The following is an 18,612-nucleotide window of genomic DNA, read 5'->3' on the forward strand; positions in this document are numbered from 1 at the left end:
GACTCTTGACGGTCCTTGTCGCCCGCTCAGCTCAAACCTGATTGGCGCGCTCCGCAAGCCGTTTCAGGCCGAAATCATAGTTGAGATGGAAATATCCCTGCGCCACCATGCGGCCATCTGGCGCACGGCCCGGCGGGCAGCGCGTGAAGTCGCGGATCAGGCTGTCCTTGACGCCGAACACGACGTCGGAATCGAGATACTGGTCACCGGCGACGAACACATGCGTCACCAGCCGCTCGAAGCCCGGCGCCGAGATCATGAAATGCACATGCGCCGGCCGCCACGGATGCCGCCCCTGCGCCGTGAGCATGTCGCCGACCGGCCCGTCGTTGGGGATCGGATAGGCGGCGGGCTTGATCGACCAGAAATGGAAGCGGCCGTCGGCGTCGGTGTGGAAGCGCGCGCGCATGGCGAGATCGCCGATCTGCTCGAGCCGCTGCACGTCATAGTAGCCATCGTCGTCGGAGTGCCAGACGTCAACCACGGCGCCTGCCAGCGGCGCGCCGTCCGCGCTCGACACCGAGCCGGTCACCAGCAGCGGATCGCCCTTCATCGGTCCCGCGATATCGTCGCCGTTGGCGCGTTCTGGCGCCGCCTGGACGAAGAAGGGGCCGAGCACGGTGGTCTCGGTGGCGCCTTCCGGCACCGGATGATTGATGGCGTCGACCAGCATCGAAACGCCGAGCGTATCCGACAGCAGGATGAACTCCTGGCGCTTGTCGTCGCACATCTGGCCGGTGCGGGTCAGGAAGTCGATGCCGTATTCCCATTCCTGCTGGGTCGGACGGACCTCGCGCACGAAGGCATGGAGATGCCGCACCAGCGCCTCGCTGACCTGTTTGATCCGCGCATCACGCGCGCCCGCCAGGCGTTCGAGCACGGCATCTGTGATCGTGGTCTCGTTGAAGTTGCGCAAGACGCGGCTCCTTTCAGAGAGGCTCGCCGAGCCCGGACAGCCGCTCGACATGCCGGACGGTGGCGAGGAAGTCGGTGTCGGCATCGCCTGACGCGATCAGCGCGCCATAGGTCTCACGGACCTGCGCCGCGAGCTGCAGCGGCACGCCGACGGCATGGCCGGCGCCGAGAATGAGATCGAGATCCTTGGCCATCTGCGCGCAGGAGAACGTCGCGGCAAAGTCGCGCGCCAGCAGCGGCGCGGTCTTGTACTTCACCATCGGCGAGGCGACTGCGCTGTCATGCAGCACCTTCAGAATGTCGGGCCAGGCGATGCCGCCCTTGCGTGCGAGGGCGAGGCTTTCGGCCATCATCGCCGCCGTCGCAGCGATCATCAGGTTGACGGCGAGCTTGGCGTAGCGGGCCTCTTCGGCCGCGCCCAGATAGGTCTGCGCGCGCGTGAAGCCGGCCAGCACCGGCGTGATCAGGGTGAACGCCTCTCTTGGACCGGACACGAAGCACGTCAGCTCGCCGGTGTCGGCGATGCTGGCATTGCCGGAGATCGGCGTGCGCAGATAGGCGACGTCGCGAGCGCTCGCGGCGGCCGCGACCGCGCTCGACGCGTCGACACCCACGGTGCTGGTCTCGATCAGGATCGCGCCCGGCGCCATGGCCGCGATCAGTCCGCCGCTGTCCAGCATCGCCGCGCGCAGTGCGGTATCGTCGGGCAGTGACGAGATGACGACGGCATGGTCGCGCACCGCCTCGGCAGCGGACGACGCGGCGGCCATGCCGAGCGCACGTGCCTCGTCGAGCCGGGCGGCGTTGGGATCGAACGCCGTGACGTCATGGCCGGCCTTGGCGAGCCGCGCCGCGATCGGCAGGCCGATCTTGCCGATGCCGATGAAGGCGAGGCGCTTGTCAGGAAGTGACATGGGTGAGGTCCGCCGATTGCTTCATTTGCTGTGCCTGTGGCGACGCGATGCTGCCTCGCAGGTTCGTCGACGTGAGGGGCCGGTCACGTGCCGGTCGCCACGGGATAGTCGACCTGGAAGCGGCCGATCCTGAGGTCGCCGAGCTCGTCGCGGACGCGCAGGTGCTCCGGATGCGACGCATAGGCCTTCAATGCGGCGCTGCTGGCGAATTCGGAGAACAGGACGACGTCGCAGGCATAGTCGACGTCGCTGACATCGAGACCGACCTCGATGTGGGTCAGGCCGTCGATCCGGCCTTTCAAACTCTCGAACAGGGTCTTGACCTTGAGCCGGGCCGCGGCGCGCTCGGCAGCCGTCTCGGCGCGCAGCCGCCACATCACGATGTGCCTGATCGGCCCCGTCATTCGTGCGTCCCTCACCTGTGCTTGGTCTTGTCTGACGATTTTGCCTTGCAGGAAATGGAAATAAAGGACAAAAATTGTAACTCTGTTTTCCGATCAGCGTAACAATGGACCGTCTGCTCCAACTCGAGGTGTTTTCCAAGACGGCCGAGCTGGGCAGCCTGTCCAAGGCCGCCGAGTCCTTGCGGATGTCCAACGCCGCGGCGAGCCGGCATCTCAGCGCGCTGGAGGAGCGGCTCGCGGTGCGCCTGATCGAGCGCAACACGCGCCGGCTCTGGCTGACCGAAGCCGGGCAGGAGCTGCTGCAGCGCTGCGGCCCGCTGCTCAACGAGCTGGCCGAGGCCGAGGACGCCGTCAGCGACCGCGCACTGTCGCCGCAGGGCATGCTGCGCGTCACCAGCTCGCTGTCGTTCGCGACGATCTATCTCGCGCCGATGCTGCCGGCGTTTCGCGCGATGTATCCAAAGCTGAGCCTGCAGATCATCGCCGCCAACCGCTACCCGGATTTCATCGAGGCGGGCATCGACGTGGCGATCCGCACCCGCGAGCATGAGCCGGACTCGGGCATCGTCGTTCGCCGCATCGGGCAGATGCGGCGCGTGCTGGCGGCCGCGCCGTCCTATCTCGCGAGCCGTAGCTGTCCCGTCGTTCCCGGCGATCTGGTGCGCCACGACATGCTGATCTACAATCTTGCCAATGATCCGTATTCCCTGTCCCTGCGCAACGGCACGACAGCCCAGAGCATTCGGATCGCGCCGACGCTCGACAGCAATGACGGCCAGGTGATCAAGGGCGCCGCGCTTGCCGGGCTCGGCATCCTGATCCAGCCGCTCTACATCGTGCAGAGCGACATTCTGGCCGGCCGGCTGGTGCCGGTCCTGCTCGACTGGGAGCTGCCGCTCTTGACGATGAACATCGCCTACCAGAACCGCGTCAGGCTGCCGGCCAAGATCAGGGTGTTCGCCGATTTCCTCGTCGATCACATCCGGACCCATTCCGACCCGGGGATCTGGATCGAGCCGCCCAAGCCGGATTGAGCCGATGCCCGCGTGCGGGGGAGGGCGGATCATGTTCTGATAAAAATAATTACCTTGCTATTTTTCGGAAATCATGGTCTCCTGCGTGCATCCCGCCTCGAGCAGAGGGACGTACGCGTCGTCACGAACGTGGAGGTGGGCTGCGATGGACGTGACGGCTGTGCCAGACGAGCGCAGACGGCACGGACGGCGAAGTCGTGTGGTCCTGGCCTCTCGACGCTGAGGTCAAGTCCGTGAGCGTTGCTTGACGGCACGCGCGGGCGATGGGGGCAAGAAAGCCGATCCCCAGGGAGAGCACGAAGGACACCGTTAACACCGTCGCGCGGGGAAGGCCGGGTCTGTCCGGCTGTACCTGTGGTACCTGCCGCCTGCATTCTTTTGAGCAGGCGGGCCACGGGCCTCAGCCGAGGTCCGGCCTTCCTCGCGCCCTCTCATGATCAGGAGGGACACGACGAACCCACACCTCGGGCCTCGTAGGCCGCGGGAACGCACGCGCTCATCTCCATGGCTGCTCATGTCGCCAACCCAATCCCCGGTGTCGTCCCGGACAAGCGCGCACAGCGCGCCGATCCGGGACCCATAACCCCAGGGCGCAGACGGGCATCCAGTACGCCGCGGCGTCTCGGCGGATCATGGCCGCCGGTGGTATGCTGGTTCGCCCGCCCGCCCGCGCGGGCGATGACGGCGGTGATGGTCTGTCCCGGGGGGGGGGGGAGCGACGCTCGCACGGACGCGAGGTGCCGCAGCCCGCCGCAATATGTCGGTTGGCCCGTAGAAATTCGGAGTTGGATCGAAAGATCAATACTTATCAACGGCTTGTGACTGTCATCCGACTGTCATCGAACCTTTATAAAAGCCACACTGAGGCCCCGTAAAGCGGCCGGGGAAGCGCAATCGGGCGCAGATGGCGCTTCGCTTCCCAAGCATGGAGACCAGCTATGAATTTCGTCAAAGCTATCGTCGCTGCCGGCTTGGTCGCCGCATCGACGTCGGCCTTCGCTGCCGACATTACCGGTGCGGGCGCGACGTTCCCGTTCCCGATCTATTCCAAGTGGGCGGACGCCTACAAGAAGGAGACCGGCAACGGTCTGAACTACCAGTCGATCGGTTCTGGCGGCGGCATCAAGCAGATCCAGGCCAAGACCGTGACCTTTGGCGCCACCGACGCGCCGCTCAAGGCCGAGCAGCTCGAGAAGGACGGCCTGGTGCAGTGGCCGATGGTGATGGGCGGCATCGTGCCGGTCGTCAACCTCGAGGGCGTGAAGCCGGGCGAGATGGTGCTGGACGGCGAGACGCTCGCCAACATCTATCTCGGCAAGATCACCAAGTGGGATGACGCCGCGATCAAGAAGCTCAACCCCAGCGTCAAGCTGCCGTCCGATGCGATCGCCGTGGTCCGCCGCTCCGACGGCTCGGGCACGACCTTCAACTTCACCTACTACCTCTCCGAGGTGAGCGCCGACTGGAAGAGCAAGATCGGCTTCAACACCGCCGTCGAGTGGCCGGTCGGTGTCGGCGCCAAGGGCAACGAGGGTGTGTCCGGCAACATCGGCCAGACCAAGAACTCGATCGGCTATGTCGAGTACGCCTATGCCAAGCAGAACAAGCTCACCTACACCGGCATGATGAACAAAGCCGGCAAGACCGTGCAGCCGACCGTCGAGGCCTTCCAGGCCGCGGCCGCGAATGCCGACTGGGCCAAGGCCCCCGGCTACTACGTGATCCTCGCCAACCAGCCCGGCGACAAGTCCTGGCCGATGACGGCGGCGACCTTCATCCTGATGCACAAGGAGCCGGCCGACAAGGCGGCGTCCGGCGAAGCCATCAAGTTCTTCAAGTGGTCGTTCGAGAAGGGCGGCAAGATGGCTGAGGAGCTCGACTACATCCCGATGCCCGACAGCGTCGTGAAGCTGATCGAGAAGACCTGGTCGGCCGACATCAAGAGCTGAGCTGGACGTATCGAAAATCCCCTCTCCCGGCCTCCGGGGGAGGGACGCTACCGGGGTTGCGGCGTGTCCAAGGAACAGGGGGCAGAATTGGCAGAGATGGCGGTTCAGACCGAAGTCAGCGATATCGCGGCCGCTGCCGGACCCTATGACCGGGCACGCGCGCTCAACGCCTTCAAGCTCGGCGACGTGACCTTCTATTGGATCACGCGGCTGTCCGCGATCTCCGTCCTGTTGATCCTGGGCGGCATCATCCTGTCGCTCATCGTTGGCGCATGGCCGGCCATGAGAGAATATGGCTTCGAATTCCTGTGGACGCGGCGCTGGGCGCCGTCGGCCGATCCGCCGGTGCTCGGCGCGCTCGGCCCTATCTACGGCACCTTGGTCACGTCCTTCATCGCGATGCTGATCGCCATTCCGGTCGGTCTGGGCATTGCGATCTTCCTCACCGAGCTGTGCCCGCAATGGCTGCGCCGTCCGATCGGACTTGCGATCGAGCTGCTCGCCGGCATTCCTTCGATCATCTACGGCATGTGGGGCTTCTTCGTGCTGGGGCCGTTCCTGGCCTATACGTTCCAGCCGTTCATGATCAATCTCTGCGCCGGCATCCCCGTGCTGCAGGACATCTTCGCCGGTCCGCCGTCCTATCTCAGCCTGTTCAACGCCTCGCTGATCCTGGCGATCATGGTGTTGCCGTTCATCACCTCGATCTCGGTCGACGTGTTCAAGACCGTCCCGCCGGTGCTGAAGGAAGCCGCCTACGGGGTCGGCTGCACCACCTGGGAGGTCGTGCGCAGCGTCGTCATTCCCTACACCCGCGTCGGCGTCATCGGCGGCGTCATGCTGGCGCTGGGCCGTGCGCTCGGCGAAACGATGGCGGTGACCTTCATCATCGGCAACTCGTTCCGGATCTCATCCTCGATCTTCGCGCCGGGCACCACGATCTCGGCCGCCATCGCCTCCGAATTCCAGGAGAGCGACGGGCTGCACCAGTCGAGCCTGATCCTGCTCGGTCTGCTGCTGTTCGTGCTCACCTTCTTCGTGCTGGCGAGCGCGCGGCTGATGCTCATGCGGCTCGAAGCCAAGGCGGGAAGATAAGCCATGTCCAGCGCTGATACGCTTACACTCGATGCGCCGGTCAATCCGATCTATGCGCGCCGGCGCCGCAGGGACATCGTGATCCGCGGCCTCTGCGTCGCCGCCGCGATGTTCGGCGTCACCTGGCTGGCGCTGATCCTGTTCACGCTGTTCTATAACGGACTCGCCGGCCTCAGCCTGCAGGTTTTTGCCGCCGACACGCCGCCACCCGGCTCCAGCGAAGGCGGCCTGCGCAACGCCATCGTCGGCTCCTTGATCATGACGATCATCGGCGTCGGCATCGGCGCGCCGCTCGGCCTGTTCGCCGGCACCTATCTCGCCGAATACGGCCGCAACGACCGCCTGACCTCGGTGATCCGCTTCATCAACGACATCCTGCTGTCGGCGCCCTCGATCATCATCGGCCTGTTCATCTATGGTGCGGTCGTGGTGCCGATGGGCGGCTTCTCGGCACTCGCGGGTTCCCTTGCATTGGCGGTCATCGTGATCCCGGTGGTGCTGCGCACCACCGAGGACATGCTGCTGCTCGTGCCCAACCCGCTGCGCGAGGCGGCGTCTGCGCTCGGCCTGCCGCGCTCGCTGGTGATCCGCCGCATCGCCTATCGGGCGGCGCGCTCGGGCCTCATCACCGGCGTGCTGCTTGCCACCGCCCGCGTCGCCGGCGAGACCGCGCCTCTGCTGTTCACCGCGCTGTCGAACCAGTTCTGGAGCCTCAACCTTTCCAGGACGATGGCGAACCTGCCCGTCACCATCAACAATTTCGTCCAGAGCCCTTATGCCTACTGGAAGCAACTGGCCTGGAGCGGAGCCCTTCTCATCACTCTGGCCGTGCTCGCCCTGAACATCGGTGCACGCATTCTCGGCGCCGAGAGGAACACCAAATGACCGAACTGTCCGTCTCCGTCAGTCAGCCCAATCACGCTCTTCACGGCAAGGCGCTTCCGGATGCGCCGGCCAAGGTGACTGCGCGCAACCTCAACTTCTACTACGGCGACCATCACGCGCTGAAGAACATCAACCTGTCGCTGGGCACCAACCGCGTCACCGCGTTCATCGGCCCGTCCGGCTGCGGCAAGTCCACGCTGCTGCGCATCTTCAACCGGATGTACGATCTCTATCCGGGCCAGCGCGCGACCGGGCAGCTGATGCTCGACAACACCAACATCCTCGATCCCAAGCTCGATCTGAATCTGCTGCGCGCCCGGGTCGGCATGGTGTTCCAGAAGCCGACGCCGTTCCCGATGACGATCTACGAGAACATCGCCTTTGGCATCCGCCTCTATGAGAAGATATCGAAGTCGGAGATGGACGACCGGGTCGAGAAGGCGCTGCGCGGCGGCGCGTTGTGGAACGAGGTCAAGGACAAGCTCAACGCCTCGGGCCTGTCGCTGTCCGGCGGCCAGCAGCAGCGACTGTGCATCGCGCGCACCGTGGCGGTCCGGCCGGAGGTGATCTTGTTCGACGAGCCGTGCTCGGCGCTCGATCCGATCTCGACCGCCAAGGTCGAGGAGCTGATCCAGGAGCTCGCCGAAAACTATACGATCGCCATCGTGACGCATAACATGCAGCAGGCGGCGCGCGTCTCCGACAAGACCGCCTTCATGTATCTCGGCGAGCTGATCGAGTTCGACGACACCAGCAAGATCTTCACCTCGCCGAGTGATCGGCGGACCCAGGATTACATCACCGGCCGGTTCGGCTGACGCCGACGACATTGTCTTCAGGAGATCATCATGGCCAGTGAACATACCGCCAAGGCGTTCGACAGCGATCTGCAGGACCTCACCCGTCTGGTATCGGAGATGGGCGGCCTCGCAGAGCGGCTGATCGTCGATTCCGTCGATGCGCTGGTGCGGCGCGACATCGCGCTCGGCCAGAAGGTGGTCGCCACCGACGCCGAGGTCGACAAGCTGCAGCGCATCATCGAGGAGCGCGCCGTGCTCACGATCGCCCGTCGCCAGCCGATGGCGGTCGACCTGCGCGAGATCGTCGGCGCGATGCGCGTGGCGACCGATCTGGAGCGCATCGGCGACCTCGCCAAGAACATCGGCAAGCGCGTCGCGGCGCTGGAGAGCGACTTCCATCCGCTGAAGCTGATCCGCGGCCTCGAGCACATGACCGATCTGGTGCAGTCGCAGGTCAAGACGGTGCTGGACGCCTATGCCGCGCATGACCTGCCGGCGGCGATGACGGTGTGGAAGGGCGACGAGGAAGTCGACGCCATCTGCACCTCGCTGTTCCGCGAGCTCCTGACCTACATGATGGAGGATCCGCGCAACATCTCGTTCTGCATCCACCTGATGTTCTGCGCCAAGAACATCGAGCGCATCGGCGATCACGCGACCAACATCGCCGAGACTGTATTCTATATGATCGAAGGCCAGCAGATCATGGACAAGCGCCCGAAGGGCGACATGACGAGCTTCGCGACGACGATTCCCGGTAACTAAGAGAGACGGTTCAGACATGGGCGCCCGAATTCTGGTGGTGGAGGACGAGGAGGCGCTGACGACGCTGCTGCGCTACAACCTCGAGGCCGAAGGCTACGAGGTCGAGACCGTGGCGCGCGGCGACGAGGCCGACACGCGGCTGAAGGAGCGCGTTCCGGATCTCGTCGTGCTCGACTGGATGCTGCCGGGCCTCTCCGGCATCGAGTTGTGCCGCCGCCTGCGCGCGCGCTCCGAGACCCGGCAACTGCCGATCATCATGCTGACGGCGCGCGGCGAGGAGAGCGAGCGCGTGCGCGGACTCGCCACCGGCGCCGACGACTACATCGTCAAGCCGTTCTCGGTGCCGGAGCTCCTGGCGCGCGTGAAAGGCCTGCTGCGGCGGGCGAGCCCGGAGCGGCTGGCGACCGTGCTGTCCTATGGCGACATCGAGCTCGACCGCGAGAAACGCCGCGTGGCGCGCTCGGGGCGGCCGATCGATCTCGGCCCGACCGAATACCGCCTGCTCGAATTCTTCCTCGAGCACCCCGGCCGCGTGTTCAGCCGCGAACAGCTGCTCGACAGCGTCTGGGGCCGCGACATCTACATCGACGAGCGCACCGTCGACGTCCATATCGGCCGCCTGCGCAAGCTGCTCAATCCCGGCCGCGAGCAGGACCCGATCCGCACCGTGCGCGGCGCCGGTTATGCGCTCGATGATCGCTTCGCCAAGAGCGAGCAGGTGTAAGGGGCGATCGGACGTGAGGACGAAGCAGGTGTGAGGCGCGAGCGGGCCCGATTGAGGAGATCGCGGTCCGCTTTCCGCCACGCCGCCGCCGTCTTGATCGTGTCTGCTTCGTGGCCCGTCACGATGTTTCGGTCCCAGCGGACGCCCTTGATCAAGACCATCATCATATCTCTTGCCGTGCTGCTCGGCGGCGCGGCGGGCGCCCCGGCCGCCGAGCTCGAAGACGCGGTCGCGGCGGCAGGCAACGGGCAGCATGCGGCGGCGATGCGACGGCTGCTGCCGCTGGCCGCCAAGGGCGATGCGCGGGCGCAGTTCGACGTCGGCTTCATGCAGGCGTTCGGCTGGGGCGTGCCGCGTAATCCGAGCGAGGCGCTGGCCTGGTACCGCAAGGCCGCCGATCAGGGGCTAGCCGTCGCGCAACATTATCTCGGCATCGCCTACGTCAATGGCGAGGGTGTTGCCTCGAACTACGGCGAAGCCAGTCGCTGGTTCAGCCGCGCGGCGGCGCAGGGCTTCGCCCAGTCGCAATACATGCTCGGCCTGATGCTGCTCGACGGCCGCGGTGTGAAACAGGACGTCGTGCAGGGCTATGCCTGGCTGGTGATGGCGGGCCGTAGTGGCGTGCGATCGGCCGGCCGCGACGTGCAGCGGGTCAGGTTGACCGAGCCGCAGCGCGTCCAGGCCCAGAGCGCCATTGCGTCCTGGCAGCCGAAACCGGAATCGGCGGATGCGGGCATTGCCACTCCGCGTCCGGAGCAACTGCTCGGGCTCGATCGCCACATCGGCGAGGTCGTCGATCCCACCTCCTGGCCGGCGTCGTCGATCGGCGTCGTCACCGTCGCGCAATACTCGAGCGGCGGCTGGTGCACCGGCACCCTGGTGGCGCCGCGCGTCGTGCTCACCGCCGCGCATTGCGTCTTCAACGGCGTGGCGCAGGTCAGCCCCGGCAATGTCCGCTTCCTGGCCGGCATGAACCGTGGCACGCCGGCGGCATCGTCGGTCGCCGACAAGCTGATCGTGGCGCCCGATTTCGTCCCGACCCGGCACGACAGATGGTCGCTCGACCGCTCGCCCGCCGATTGGGCGCTGATCGTGCTGAAGGATGCGCTGCCGTCGAAGCCGGTGGCGGTCAAGGCGCTGACCCGCGAGGAGCTCGCGGCTGCGACGACGGCCGGCACCATCTCCGAGATCGGCTATGGCCAGGAGCGGCGCTATTCGCCGACCGGCCAGCGCAATTGCAGCGCCGGCATGACCAAGGACGGGATGCTGCTGACGGTGCATTGTCTGGCCAATTTCGGCTATTCGGGCTCGCCGATCCTCGCCGAGGTCGGTGGGCAGCCTGCCGTGGTCGGCATCTTCTCGGCGTTCCACGAGGAGACCCGGCTGATGTTCGCCGCCCCCGCGAGCCAGTTCGAGGCGGTCGTGCGCCGCGAGATCGCGGCGCAGAGTGCCTCGGCGCGGTGAGGGAAGGAGCGAGAGAGACGAGGTCCCGCCGCTGGTCATGATCTGTGCGTGACTGGATAGCGGGTTGCCAAGCGAGAGGGCGGTCCGGGAAGCGCCACCCAGGTTTTCCTGCAGCTTTCGCCTGCAGCGGGGCCTTACCGAACTGGCCTGGCTCTTGCTATAGTCCGAGTATGACGATTGTTCAAATTGATCATCCTCGGGCCGCGCGGCTGCTGTGGTGGCGGTCGCAGCCCGGCCGGACCGTTGCGCTGGTCGCCGGACTGGTCGCCGCCAACGCGCTCGCCTGGGCCTGGGCGTTCGCGCTCTACGCCGACCGGCCCGCCATCGTCGGCACCGCGATGCTGGCTTGGCTGCTCGGACTGCGCCATGCGATCGATGCGGATCACATCGCGGCCATCGACAACGTCGTGCGGAAGCTGGTGCAGGACGGTAGCGCCCCGCGCGCCGCCGGCCTCTATTTTGCGCTCGGCCATTCCAGCGTCGTCGTTATCGCCACCATCGTCGTGAGCCTCATCGCCGGCGCCGACCTCCTGGATGAAGAGAGTGCGATCAGGGCGATCGGCGGCGTCATCGGCACGTCGGTATCGTCCGGCTTCCTGCTGCTTATCGCGTTGGCGAACCTCATTCTGTTCGTGAACCTCTGGCGCCGCGCCGCACAGCCGCAGTCCGAGATGGAAACCGCCGGAAACAGCGGACGGGGCATCCTCATCCGCCTGCTGCGCCCCGTGCTCCGCCTGGTGGGACGCGCCTGGCACATGTATCCGCTCGGCTTCCTGTTCGGTCTCGGCTTCGACACTGCGAGCGAGATCGGGCTTCTCAGCCTGTCGGCGACCGAGGCTGCGCGCGGCGCGAGCCTCGCCCATGTGCTGGTATTCCCGGCGCTGTTCGCGGCTGCGATGGCCACTGTCGACACCGCCGACAGCATGCTGATGGTCGGCGCCTATCGCTGGGCGCTGACCGATCCCGCACGCAAGCTGCGCTATAACCTCGTGATCACCGGCGCATCCGTTGCGATCGCGCTGGTGATCGGCAGCTTCGAGGCGTTCACGCTGTTGGCGCCGCGGCTTGGCCTGACGGGGGGATGGGCTGACGTCGCCACCGCGCTGGGCGACGATGTCGCCAATCTCGGAATCGTCGCGATCGGCCTGTTCGGACTGGTCTGGGCGGTCGCCATGCTGCTCGGTCGCAGTCAGCGCGGTTCCGAGGCGACGCCCGGCGAAGCGCTTGCCAGCGTTCGTGCGGGGGCGCTAAACCCGCCGGCGATACGAAGCGGAACGCATAAGACGGGCTAGGAGCGGGGCCTCATGATGGTCGGCTCGGAGGGAACGATCAGGATGCTGTGGCTGCAGGGCGCGAGCTGCGGCGGCTGCACCATGTCGATCCTGGAAAGCGGCGCGTCCGGCTGGTTCGACGAATTGCGCCAATCCGGCATCGATCTGGTGTGGCATCCCTCCGTCAGCGAGCAGACAGGGGACGAGGTCGTGGAGCTGTTAGAGGCGATCCGCGACGGCCGCGAGCGGCTCGATCTGCTGGTGCTCGAAGGCTCGGTGGCGCGAGGCCCCGGTCTGAGCGGCCGCTTCAACATGCTCGCCGGCACCAACCGCTCGATCTATCACTGGCTGCTCGATCTGGCGCCGCTGGCCGACTACGTCGTCGCCGTCGGCAGCTGCGCCGCCTATGGCGGCATTCCCGCGGCTGGCATCAATCCGACCGATGCGGTCGGACTGCAGTTCGAGGGCAGCGATATCGGCGGCGCGCTTGGCGCGGCCTTCCGCTCGAAACGCGGGCTGCCGGTGATCAACGTCGCAGGCTGTGCGCCGCATCCGGGCTGGATGATGGAGAGCCTGCTGGCGCTTACCTCGGGCGATCTGACGGCAGACGGTCTCGACGCGGTCGGCCGTCCGACCTTCATCGCCAACCACCTCGCTCATCACGGCTGCTCGCGCAACGAGTTCTACGAGTTCAAGGCGAGCGCGGAGACGATGTCGGAGCGCGGCTGCCTGATGGAGCATCTCGGCTGCCGCGCAACGCAGGCGGTCGGCGACTGCAATCAGCGCTCGTGGAACGGCGGCGGCTCCTGCACCAAGGGCGGTTATGCCTGCATCGCCTGCACCTCGCCGGGCTTCGAGAGCGCGCAGAACTATCTGGAGACGGCGAAGCTCGCCGGCATCCCCGTCGGCCTTCCCACCGACATGCCGAAAGCCTGGTTCGTCGCGCTCGCAGCGCTGTCGAAATCGGCCACGCCGCGCCGCGTCCGAGTCAATGCGACGGCGGATCATGTCGTGGTGCCGCCGGGCCGTTCCGGCGACAAGCGCCGTCCATGACGCGGATCACGGTCGGACCGTTCAATCGTGTCGAAGGCGATCTCGAGGTCAGGCTCGATATCGAGAGCGGCCGCGTCGCGCGGGCGGAGGTGACGGCGCCGCTCTATCGCGGCTTCGAGCAGATCCTTGAGGGCCGGCCGCCGCTCGACGCCCTGGTGATCGCGCCGCGCATCTGCGGCATCTGCTCCGTGTCGCAATCGATCGCGGCCGCCGCGGCGTTGCGCCAGGCCATGGGCATTGCGGCAGCACCAAACGGCATCCTCGCGAGCAACATCGCGCACGCGGCCGAGAACGCGGCGGATCATCTGACGCATTTCTACATCTTCTTCATGCCGGACTTCGCCCGCGATGCTTATGCCTCGCACGCTTGGCATTCGACCGCGGCCGAACGTTTCGCGGCGACGAAGGGCAGCGCTGCCCGCGATGCGCTGCCTGCGCGCGCGCGACTGCTCGAGATCATGGGCCTGATCGCGGGCAAATGGCCGCACAGTCTCGCCTTCCAGCCAGGCGGGACGACGCGCGCGATCGAGCTCGGCGAGCGCGTGCGGCTCAACGCGATCGCGGCGTCGTTTCGCGGTTTCCTTGAGCGCGTCGTGTTCGCCGACAAGTTGGAGAACGTGCTCGCCTTGTCGACATCGGACGAGCTCGACCGTTGGCGCGAGGGCCGCGCCGGCGACTTCGCGCATTTCCTTCGGCTGGCCGATGCGCTCGCGCTGGCCGACCTCGGCAGCGGACCAGGTTCCTTGATGAGCTTCGGCGCGTATCACGACTTCAATGGGGCTCGTTTTCGCGCTGGCGTCCGCACGAGCAGTGGCGAGGTCCAGGCTTTGCCGTCGGACGGCATCACCGAGGACGTCTCGCACGCCTGGATGCACGATACGTCGCTCGATCCGGCCGAGAGCCGCACCGTGCCCGATGCCGACAAAGCCGACGCCTATAGCTGGTGCAAGGCGCCGCGTCTCGCGGGAGAACCGGTCGAGGTCGGCGCTCTCGCAAGGCAGGCCATCGACGGTCAGCCGCTGATCACCGCGCTGCTCGCGAGCGGTCGCAGCAATGTCCGCAATCGTGTCATCGCCCGGCTGATCGAAACCGCGCAACTCGCGCTGTCGATCGAGCACTGGATCAAGGCGCTGCGTCTCAACGAGCCGTTCTGCGTGAACAGCGGTGAGGCGGCCGACGGCCACTTCGTCGGGGTCGTGGAGGCTGCGCGCGGCAGCCTCGGCCACTGGCTCGCGGTGCGCTCCGGCCGGATCGAGCGTTATCAGATCATCGCGCCGACGAGCTGGAATTTTTCGCCGCGCGACGCCGACGGCGTTGCGGGCCCGCTCGAGCAGGCGCTGGTCGGCACCGAGGTCGGCGATGCCGGCGCGCGTGCGGTCGGCATCCAGCACGTCGTGCGGTCGTTCGATCCCTGCATGGTCTGCACGGCGCATTGAGCGCGCTGCACACAGGCAGGCAGCAAGCGGAAACAAGATTGTCGGTGCAAAGCGCGTGATTTCCGATTGTCGCGCGCGATCCACCACCGAAGGCTCCGTCGCTGCGATCGCACCGCCTCAAGCATCTGAAATCATTATGATTCGAATCCAGCAATGATGCTGGCCCGCATCTTGCTGTCCTTCTCGCCAGAACGCGATCAGATGATCGCCAACGCGATGTCAGGGGGAGGACTCATGGGCGCGGCAACGGAAACTTTTTACAGCGTCATCAGGCGTCAGGGCATCACGCGGCGCAGCTTTCACAAGTTCTGCAGCCTGACCGCGACGAGCCTCGGCCTCGGCCCGCTGGCGGCGAGCCGCATCGCCAATGCGCTCGAAACCAAGCCGCGCACGCCGGTCATCTGGATGCACGGGCTGGAGTGCACGTGCTGCTCGGAGAGCTTCATCCGCTCGGCGCATCCGCTGGTGAAGGATGCCGTGCTGTCGATGATCTCGCTCGACTATGACGACACCATCATGGCGGCGGCCGGCCACCAGGCGGAGGCCATCCTCGACGAGACGCGTGCGAAGTACAAGGGACAGTACATTCTTGCGGTCGAGGGCAATCCGCCGCTGAACGAAGGTGGCATGTTCTGCATCGACGGCGGCAAGCCGTTCGTCGAAAAGCTGAAGATGATGGCCGAGGACGCCATGGCGATCATCGCCTGGGGCGCCTGTGCCTCCTGGGGCTGTGTGCAGGCGGCAAAGCCCAATCCGACGCAGGCGACCCCGATCGACAAGGTCATCACCAACAAGCCGATCATCAAGGTGCCGGGCTGCCCGCCGATCGCGGAAGTCATGACCGGCGTCGTCACCTTCATCACCACCTTCGGCAAGCTGCCTGAGCTCGACCGCCAGGGTCGGCCGAAGATGTTCTACTCACAGCGTATCCACGACAAGTGCTATCGCCGGCCGCATTTCGACGCCGGCCAGTTTGTCGAGGAGTGGGACGACGAGGCCGCGCGCAAGGGCTACTGCCTCTACAAGATGGGCTGCAAGGGCCCGACCACCTACAACGCCTGCTCGACGGTGCGCTGGAACGGCGGCGTGTCGTTCCCGATCCAGTCCGGTCACGGCTGCATCGGCTGCTCGGAGGACGGCTTCTGGGACAAGGGCTCGTTCTACGACCGTCTCACCAACATCAAGCAGTTCGGCATCGAGCACAACGCCGACCAGGTCGGCATGGTGGCCGCGGGCACGGTGGGCGTAGCGGTCGCGGCGCATGCGGCGGCGACGGCCGTGAAACGGCTCGCCACCAAGCGCGACGACGCCAAACAAGATCATTGATCGCATTCAGGGCAGGCAACGATGGGCATCCAGACTCCCAACGGCTTCAATCTCGACAATTCCGGCAAGCGCATTGTCGTCGATCCGGTCACCCGGATCGAGGGACACATGCGGGTCGAGGTCAACGTCGACTCCGACAATGTCATCCGCAATGCGGTTTCCACCGGCACGATGTGGCGCGGCATCGAGGTGATCCTCAGGAATCGCGATCCGCGCGACGCATGGGCCTTCACCGAGCGGATCTGCGGCGTCTGCACCGGAACGCATGCGCTCACATCGGTGCGCGCGGTCGAGAACGCGCTCGGCATCACCATTCCGGAGAATGCCAACTCCATCCGCAACCTCATGCAGCTTGCGCTGCAAGTGCACGACCACGTCGTGCACTTCTATCATCTGCACGCGCTGGACTGGGTCGACGTGGTCTCGGCGCTCTCGGCCGATCCGAAGGCGACGTCGACACTGGCGCAGTCGATCTCGAGCTGGCCGCTGTCGTCGCCCGGCTATTTCAGGGACCTCCAGACCCGCCTCAAGAAGTTCGTCGAGTCGGGGCAGCTCGGCCCGTTCAAGAATGGATATTGGGGCAGCAAGGCCTATAAGCTGCCGCCCGAAGCCAACCTGATGGCGGTGGCGCACTATCTGGAGGCGCTCGATTTCCAGAAGGAGATCGTCAAGATCCACACCATCTTCGGCGGCAAGAACCCGCACCCCAACTGGCTCGTGGGTGGCGTGCCGTGTCCGATCAACATCGACGGCACCGGTGCGGTCGGCGCCATCAACATCGAGCGGCTGAACCTCGTCTCCTCGATCATCGATCGCCTGATCGAGTTCAACGAGATGGTCTATCTCCCCGACGTCGCCGCGATCGGCTCCTTCTACAAGGACTGGCTCTATGGCGGCGGCCTGTCCGGCAAGAGCGTGCTCGCCTATGGCGACGTGCCCGAGCATGCCAATGACTACTCCGCCAAGAGCTTGAAGCTGCCGCGTGGCGCGATCATCAACGGCAACCTGTCCGAGGTGTTTCCGGTCGATCACGCCAATCCGGACGAGATCCAGGAGTTCGTGGTTCACTCCTGGTACAAATATCCCGACGAGACCAAGGGACTGCATCCCTGGGACGGCATCACCGAGCCGAACTACGTGCTCGGCCCCAATGCCAAGGGCACCAAGACCGACATCAAGGAGCTCGACGAGGGCGGCAAATATTCCTGGATCAAGGCGCCGCGCTGGCGCGGACATGCGATGGAGGTCGGACCGCTCGCACGCTGGGTCGTCGGCTATGCGCAGAACAAGGCGGAGTTCAAGGATCCCGTCGACAAGTTCCTGAAAGATCTCGACCTGCCTCTGACGGCGCTGTTCTCCACGCTCGGCCGCACCGCGGCGCGCGCGCTGGAATCGGTCTGGGCCGGACGGCAGATGCGCTACTTCCAGGACAAGCTGATCGCCAACATCAAGGCGGGCGACAGCTCGACGGCGAATGTCGACAAATGGAAGCCCGAGAGCTGGCCGAAAGAGGCCAAGGGCGTCGGCTTCACCGAGGCGCCGCGCGGCGCGCTCGCGCATTGGATCAAGATCAAGGACACCAAGATCGACAACTACCAGTGCGTCGTGCCGACGACCTGGAACGGCTCGCCCAGGGATCCCAAGGGCAACATCGGCGCATTCGAGGCGTCGCTGATGAACACCCCGATGGCCAATCCCGAGCAGCCGCTCGAGATCCTGCGCACGATCCATTCCTTCGATCCGTGTCTGGCCTGCTCGACGCACGTCATGAGTCCGGACGGACAGGAGCTGGCCAAGGTCAAGGTCAGGTAGGCGGGAGAAGCACCATGATGGATGCAGTTGCACGTCCCGCGGAGTCCGAGCCCAATCTGGCCGCGATCGCGGCCGACGCGGCCGGCGAGCATGCGGTTGGCCGGCCCACGGTCTATGTCTACGAAGCGCCGGTGCGCATCTGCCACTGGGTCAACGCGTTCGCGATTCTGGTGCTGATGGTCACGGGCTATCTGATCGGATCGCCTCTCCCGACGGTGTCGGGAGAGGCGTCCGCGAACTTCGTGATGGGCTACATCCGCTTTGCCCATTTCGCGGCCGGACAGGTGCTGGCGGTGTTCTTCCTCGCCCGCATCTTCTGGGCCTTCGTCGGCAACCACCATTCCCGGCAGATCTTCTACATTCCGGTGCATCGCAAGCAGTTCTGGAAAGAGGTGCTGCACGAGATCCGCTGGTACGCCTTCCTGGAACGTGAGCCGAAGATGTATGTCGGCCATAATCCTCTGGCGCAGACGGCGATGTTCATCGGCTTCACGCTGTTCGTGACCTTCATGATCGTCACCGGCTTTGCGCTCTATTCGGAAGGCACCGGGATCGACAGCTGGCAGCACAAATTGTTTGGCTGGGTGTTTGCGATCTGGCCGAACAGCCAGGATGTCCATACTTGGCATCATCTCGGGATGTGGGCGCTGGTCACGTTCGTGATGGTGCATGTCTATGCCGCCATTCGCGAAGACATCATGTCACGCCAGAGCATCATCTCCTCGATGATCTCAGGCGAACGGCAGTTCCGCGACTAGCAGGGGG

The 18,612-nt window shown here is 65.6% G+C and carries 17 protein-coding genes; 14 read left to right on the forward strand and 3 right to left on the reverse strand.

The features are described 5' to 3' along the window. Positions 1–31 precede the first annotated feature (31 nt). The 3 genes from QX124_RS03035 to QX124_RS03045 all read right to left on the reverse strand — a co-directional run bounded on the left by QX124_RS03035 (position 32) and on the right by QX124_RS03045 (position 2,233). Complete coding sequence (locus QX124_RS03035) at positions 32–916, reverse strand: intradiol ring-cleavage dioxygenase (protein ID WP_315796201.1); 885 nt, start codon at positions 914–916, stop codon at positions 32–34. 13 nt (positions 917–929) lie between these two features. Continuing rightward, positions 930–1,829 (reverse strand): NAD(P)-dependent oxidoreductase, encoded by a 900-nt coding sequence (locus QX124_RS03040; RefSeq protein ID WP_315796202.1) that lies wholly within the window; start codon positions 1,827–1,829, stop codon positions 930–932. Positions 1,830–1,912: 83 nt separating this feature from the next. Further along, positions 1,913–2,233: a Dabb family protein gene (locus tag QX124_RS03045; protein ID WP_315736696.1), complete on the reverse strand. Its 321-nt coding sequence runs from the start codon at positions 2,231–2,233 to the stop codon at positions 1,913–1,915. A gap of 104 nt (positions 2,234–2,337) precedes the next feature. On the opposite strand from QX124_RS03045, the gene QX124_RS03050 reads away from it, so the two are divergent. From QX124_RS03050 to cybH, 14 genes are all read left to right on the forward strand, one after another. Further along, positions 2,338–3,267 (forward strand): LysR family transcriptional regulator, encoded by a 930-nt coding sequence (locus tag QX124_RS03050; RefSeq protein ID WP_315796204.1) that lies wholly within the window; start codon positions 2,338–2,340, stop codon positions 3,265–3,267. 938 nt (positions 3,268–4,205) lie between these two features. After that, a complete protein-coding gene (gene pstS / locus QX124_RS03055) occupies positions 4,206–5,216 on the forward strand; it encodes a phosphate ABC transporter substrate-binding protein PstS (protein ID WP_315736698.1) in 1,011 nt (336 codons plus the stop codon). Between the two features lie 96 nt (positions 5,217–5,312). After that, positions 5,313–6,311: a phosphate ABC transporter permease subunit PstC gene (gene pstC / locus QX124_RS03060; RefSeq protein WP_315778888.1), complete on the forward strand. Its 999-nt coding sequence runs from the start codon at positions 5,313–5,315 to the stop codon at positions 6,309–6,311. A 3-nt stretch (positions 6,312–6,314) separates the two neighbouring features. Further along, positions 6,315–7,196, forward strand: a complete 882-nt coding sequence (gene pstA, locus QX124_RS03065) for a phosphate ABC transporter permease PstA (protein WP_315736701.1) — start codon at positions 6,315–6,317, stop codon at positions 7,194–7,196. Next, positions 7,193–8,014, forward strand: a complete 822-nt coding sequence (pstB, locus tag QX124_RS03070) for a phosphate ABC transporter ATP-binding protein PstB (RefSeq protein ID WP_315713505.1) — start codon at positions 7,193–7,195, stop codon at positions 8,012–8,014. The genes pstA and pstB overlap by 4 nt, the downstream gene beginning before the upstream one ends. A gap of 30 nt (positions 8,015–8,044) precedes the next feature. Then, positions 8,045–8,761, forward strand: a complete 717-nt coding sequence (phoU, locus tag QX124_RS03075; protein ID WP_315736702.1) for a phosphate signaling complex protein PhoU — start codon at positions 8,045–8,047, stop codon at positions 8,759–8,761. Positions 8,762–8,777: 16 nt separating this feature from the next. Then, a complete protein-coding gene (gene phoB, locus QX124_RS03080; RefSeq protein WP_315754964.1) occupies positions 8,778–9,485 on the forward strand; it encodes a phosphate regulon transcriptional regulator PhoB in 708 nt (235 codons plus the stop codon). 147 nt (positions 9,486–9,632) lie between these two features. Continuing rightward, the gene (locus QX124_RS03085; protein ID WP_315796205.1) at positions 9,633–10,949 is read left to right on the forward strand and encodes a trypsin-like serine protease; all 1,317 of its coding nucleotides are present in this window, start codon (positions 9,633–9,635) and stop codon (positions 10,947–10,949) included. Between the two features lie 170 nt (positions 10,950–11,119). Next, positions 11,120–12,241 carry a HoxN/HupN/NixA family nickel/cobalt transporter gene (locus tag QX124_RS03090; protein WP_315796206.1) on the forward strand — a complete coding sequence of 374 codons (1,122 nt, stop codon included), beginning with the start codon at positions 11,120–11,122 and terminating at the stop codon, positions 12,239–12,241. Positions 12,242–12,256: 15 nt separating this feature from the next. Next, positions 12,257–13,273, forward strand: a complete 1,017-nt coding sequence (locus QX124_RS03095; protein WP_315796613.1) for a HupU protein — start codon at positions 12,257–12,259, stop codon at positions 13,271–13,273. Then, complete coding sequence (locus QX124_RS03100; RefSeq protein ID WP_315796207.1) at positions 13,270–14,709, forward strand: nickel-dependent hydrogenase large subunit; 1,440 nt, start codon at positions 13,270–13,272, stop codon at positions 14,707–14,709. The genes QX124_RS03095 and QX124_RS03100 overlap by 4 nt, the downstream gene beginning before the upstream one ends. A gap of 234 nt (positions 14,710–14,943) precedes the next feature. Beyond that, positions 14,944–16,035: a hydrogenase small subunit gene (locus QX124_RS03105; protein ID WP_315796209.1), complete on the forward strand. Its 1,092-nt coding sequence runs from the start codon at positions 14,944–14,946 to the stop codon at positions 16,033–16,035. 21 nt (positions 16,036–16,056) lie between these two features. Further along, positions 16,057–17,847: a nickel-dependent hydrogenase large subunit gene (locus QX124_RS03110; RefSeq protein ID WP_315736708.1), complete on the forward strand. Its 1,791-nt coding sequence runs from the start codon at positions 16,057–16,059 to the stop codon at positions 17,845–17,847. Between the two features lie 14 nt (positions 17,848–17,861). Next, positions 17,862–18,605, forward strand: coding sequence for a Ni/Fe-hydrogenase, b-type cytochrome subunit (cybH, locus tag QX124_RS03115; protein ID WP_315796211.1), 744 nt, complete (start codon positions 17,862–17,864; stop codon positions 18,603–18,605). Positions 18,606–18,612: the final 7 nt, after the last annotated feature.

The sequence above is a fragment of the Bradyrhizobium sp. SZCCHNRI3043 genome (genome assembly GCF_032377735.1).
Taxonomy (GTDB): domain Bacteria; phylum Pseudomonadota; class Alphaproteobacteria; order Rhizobiales; family Xanthobacteraceae; genus Bradyrhizobium.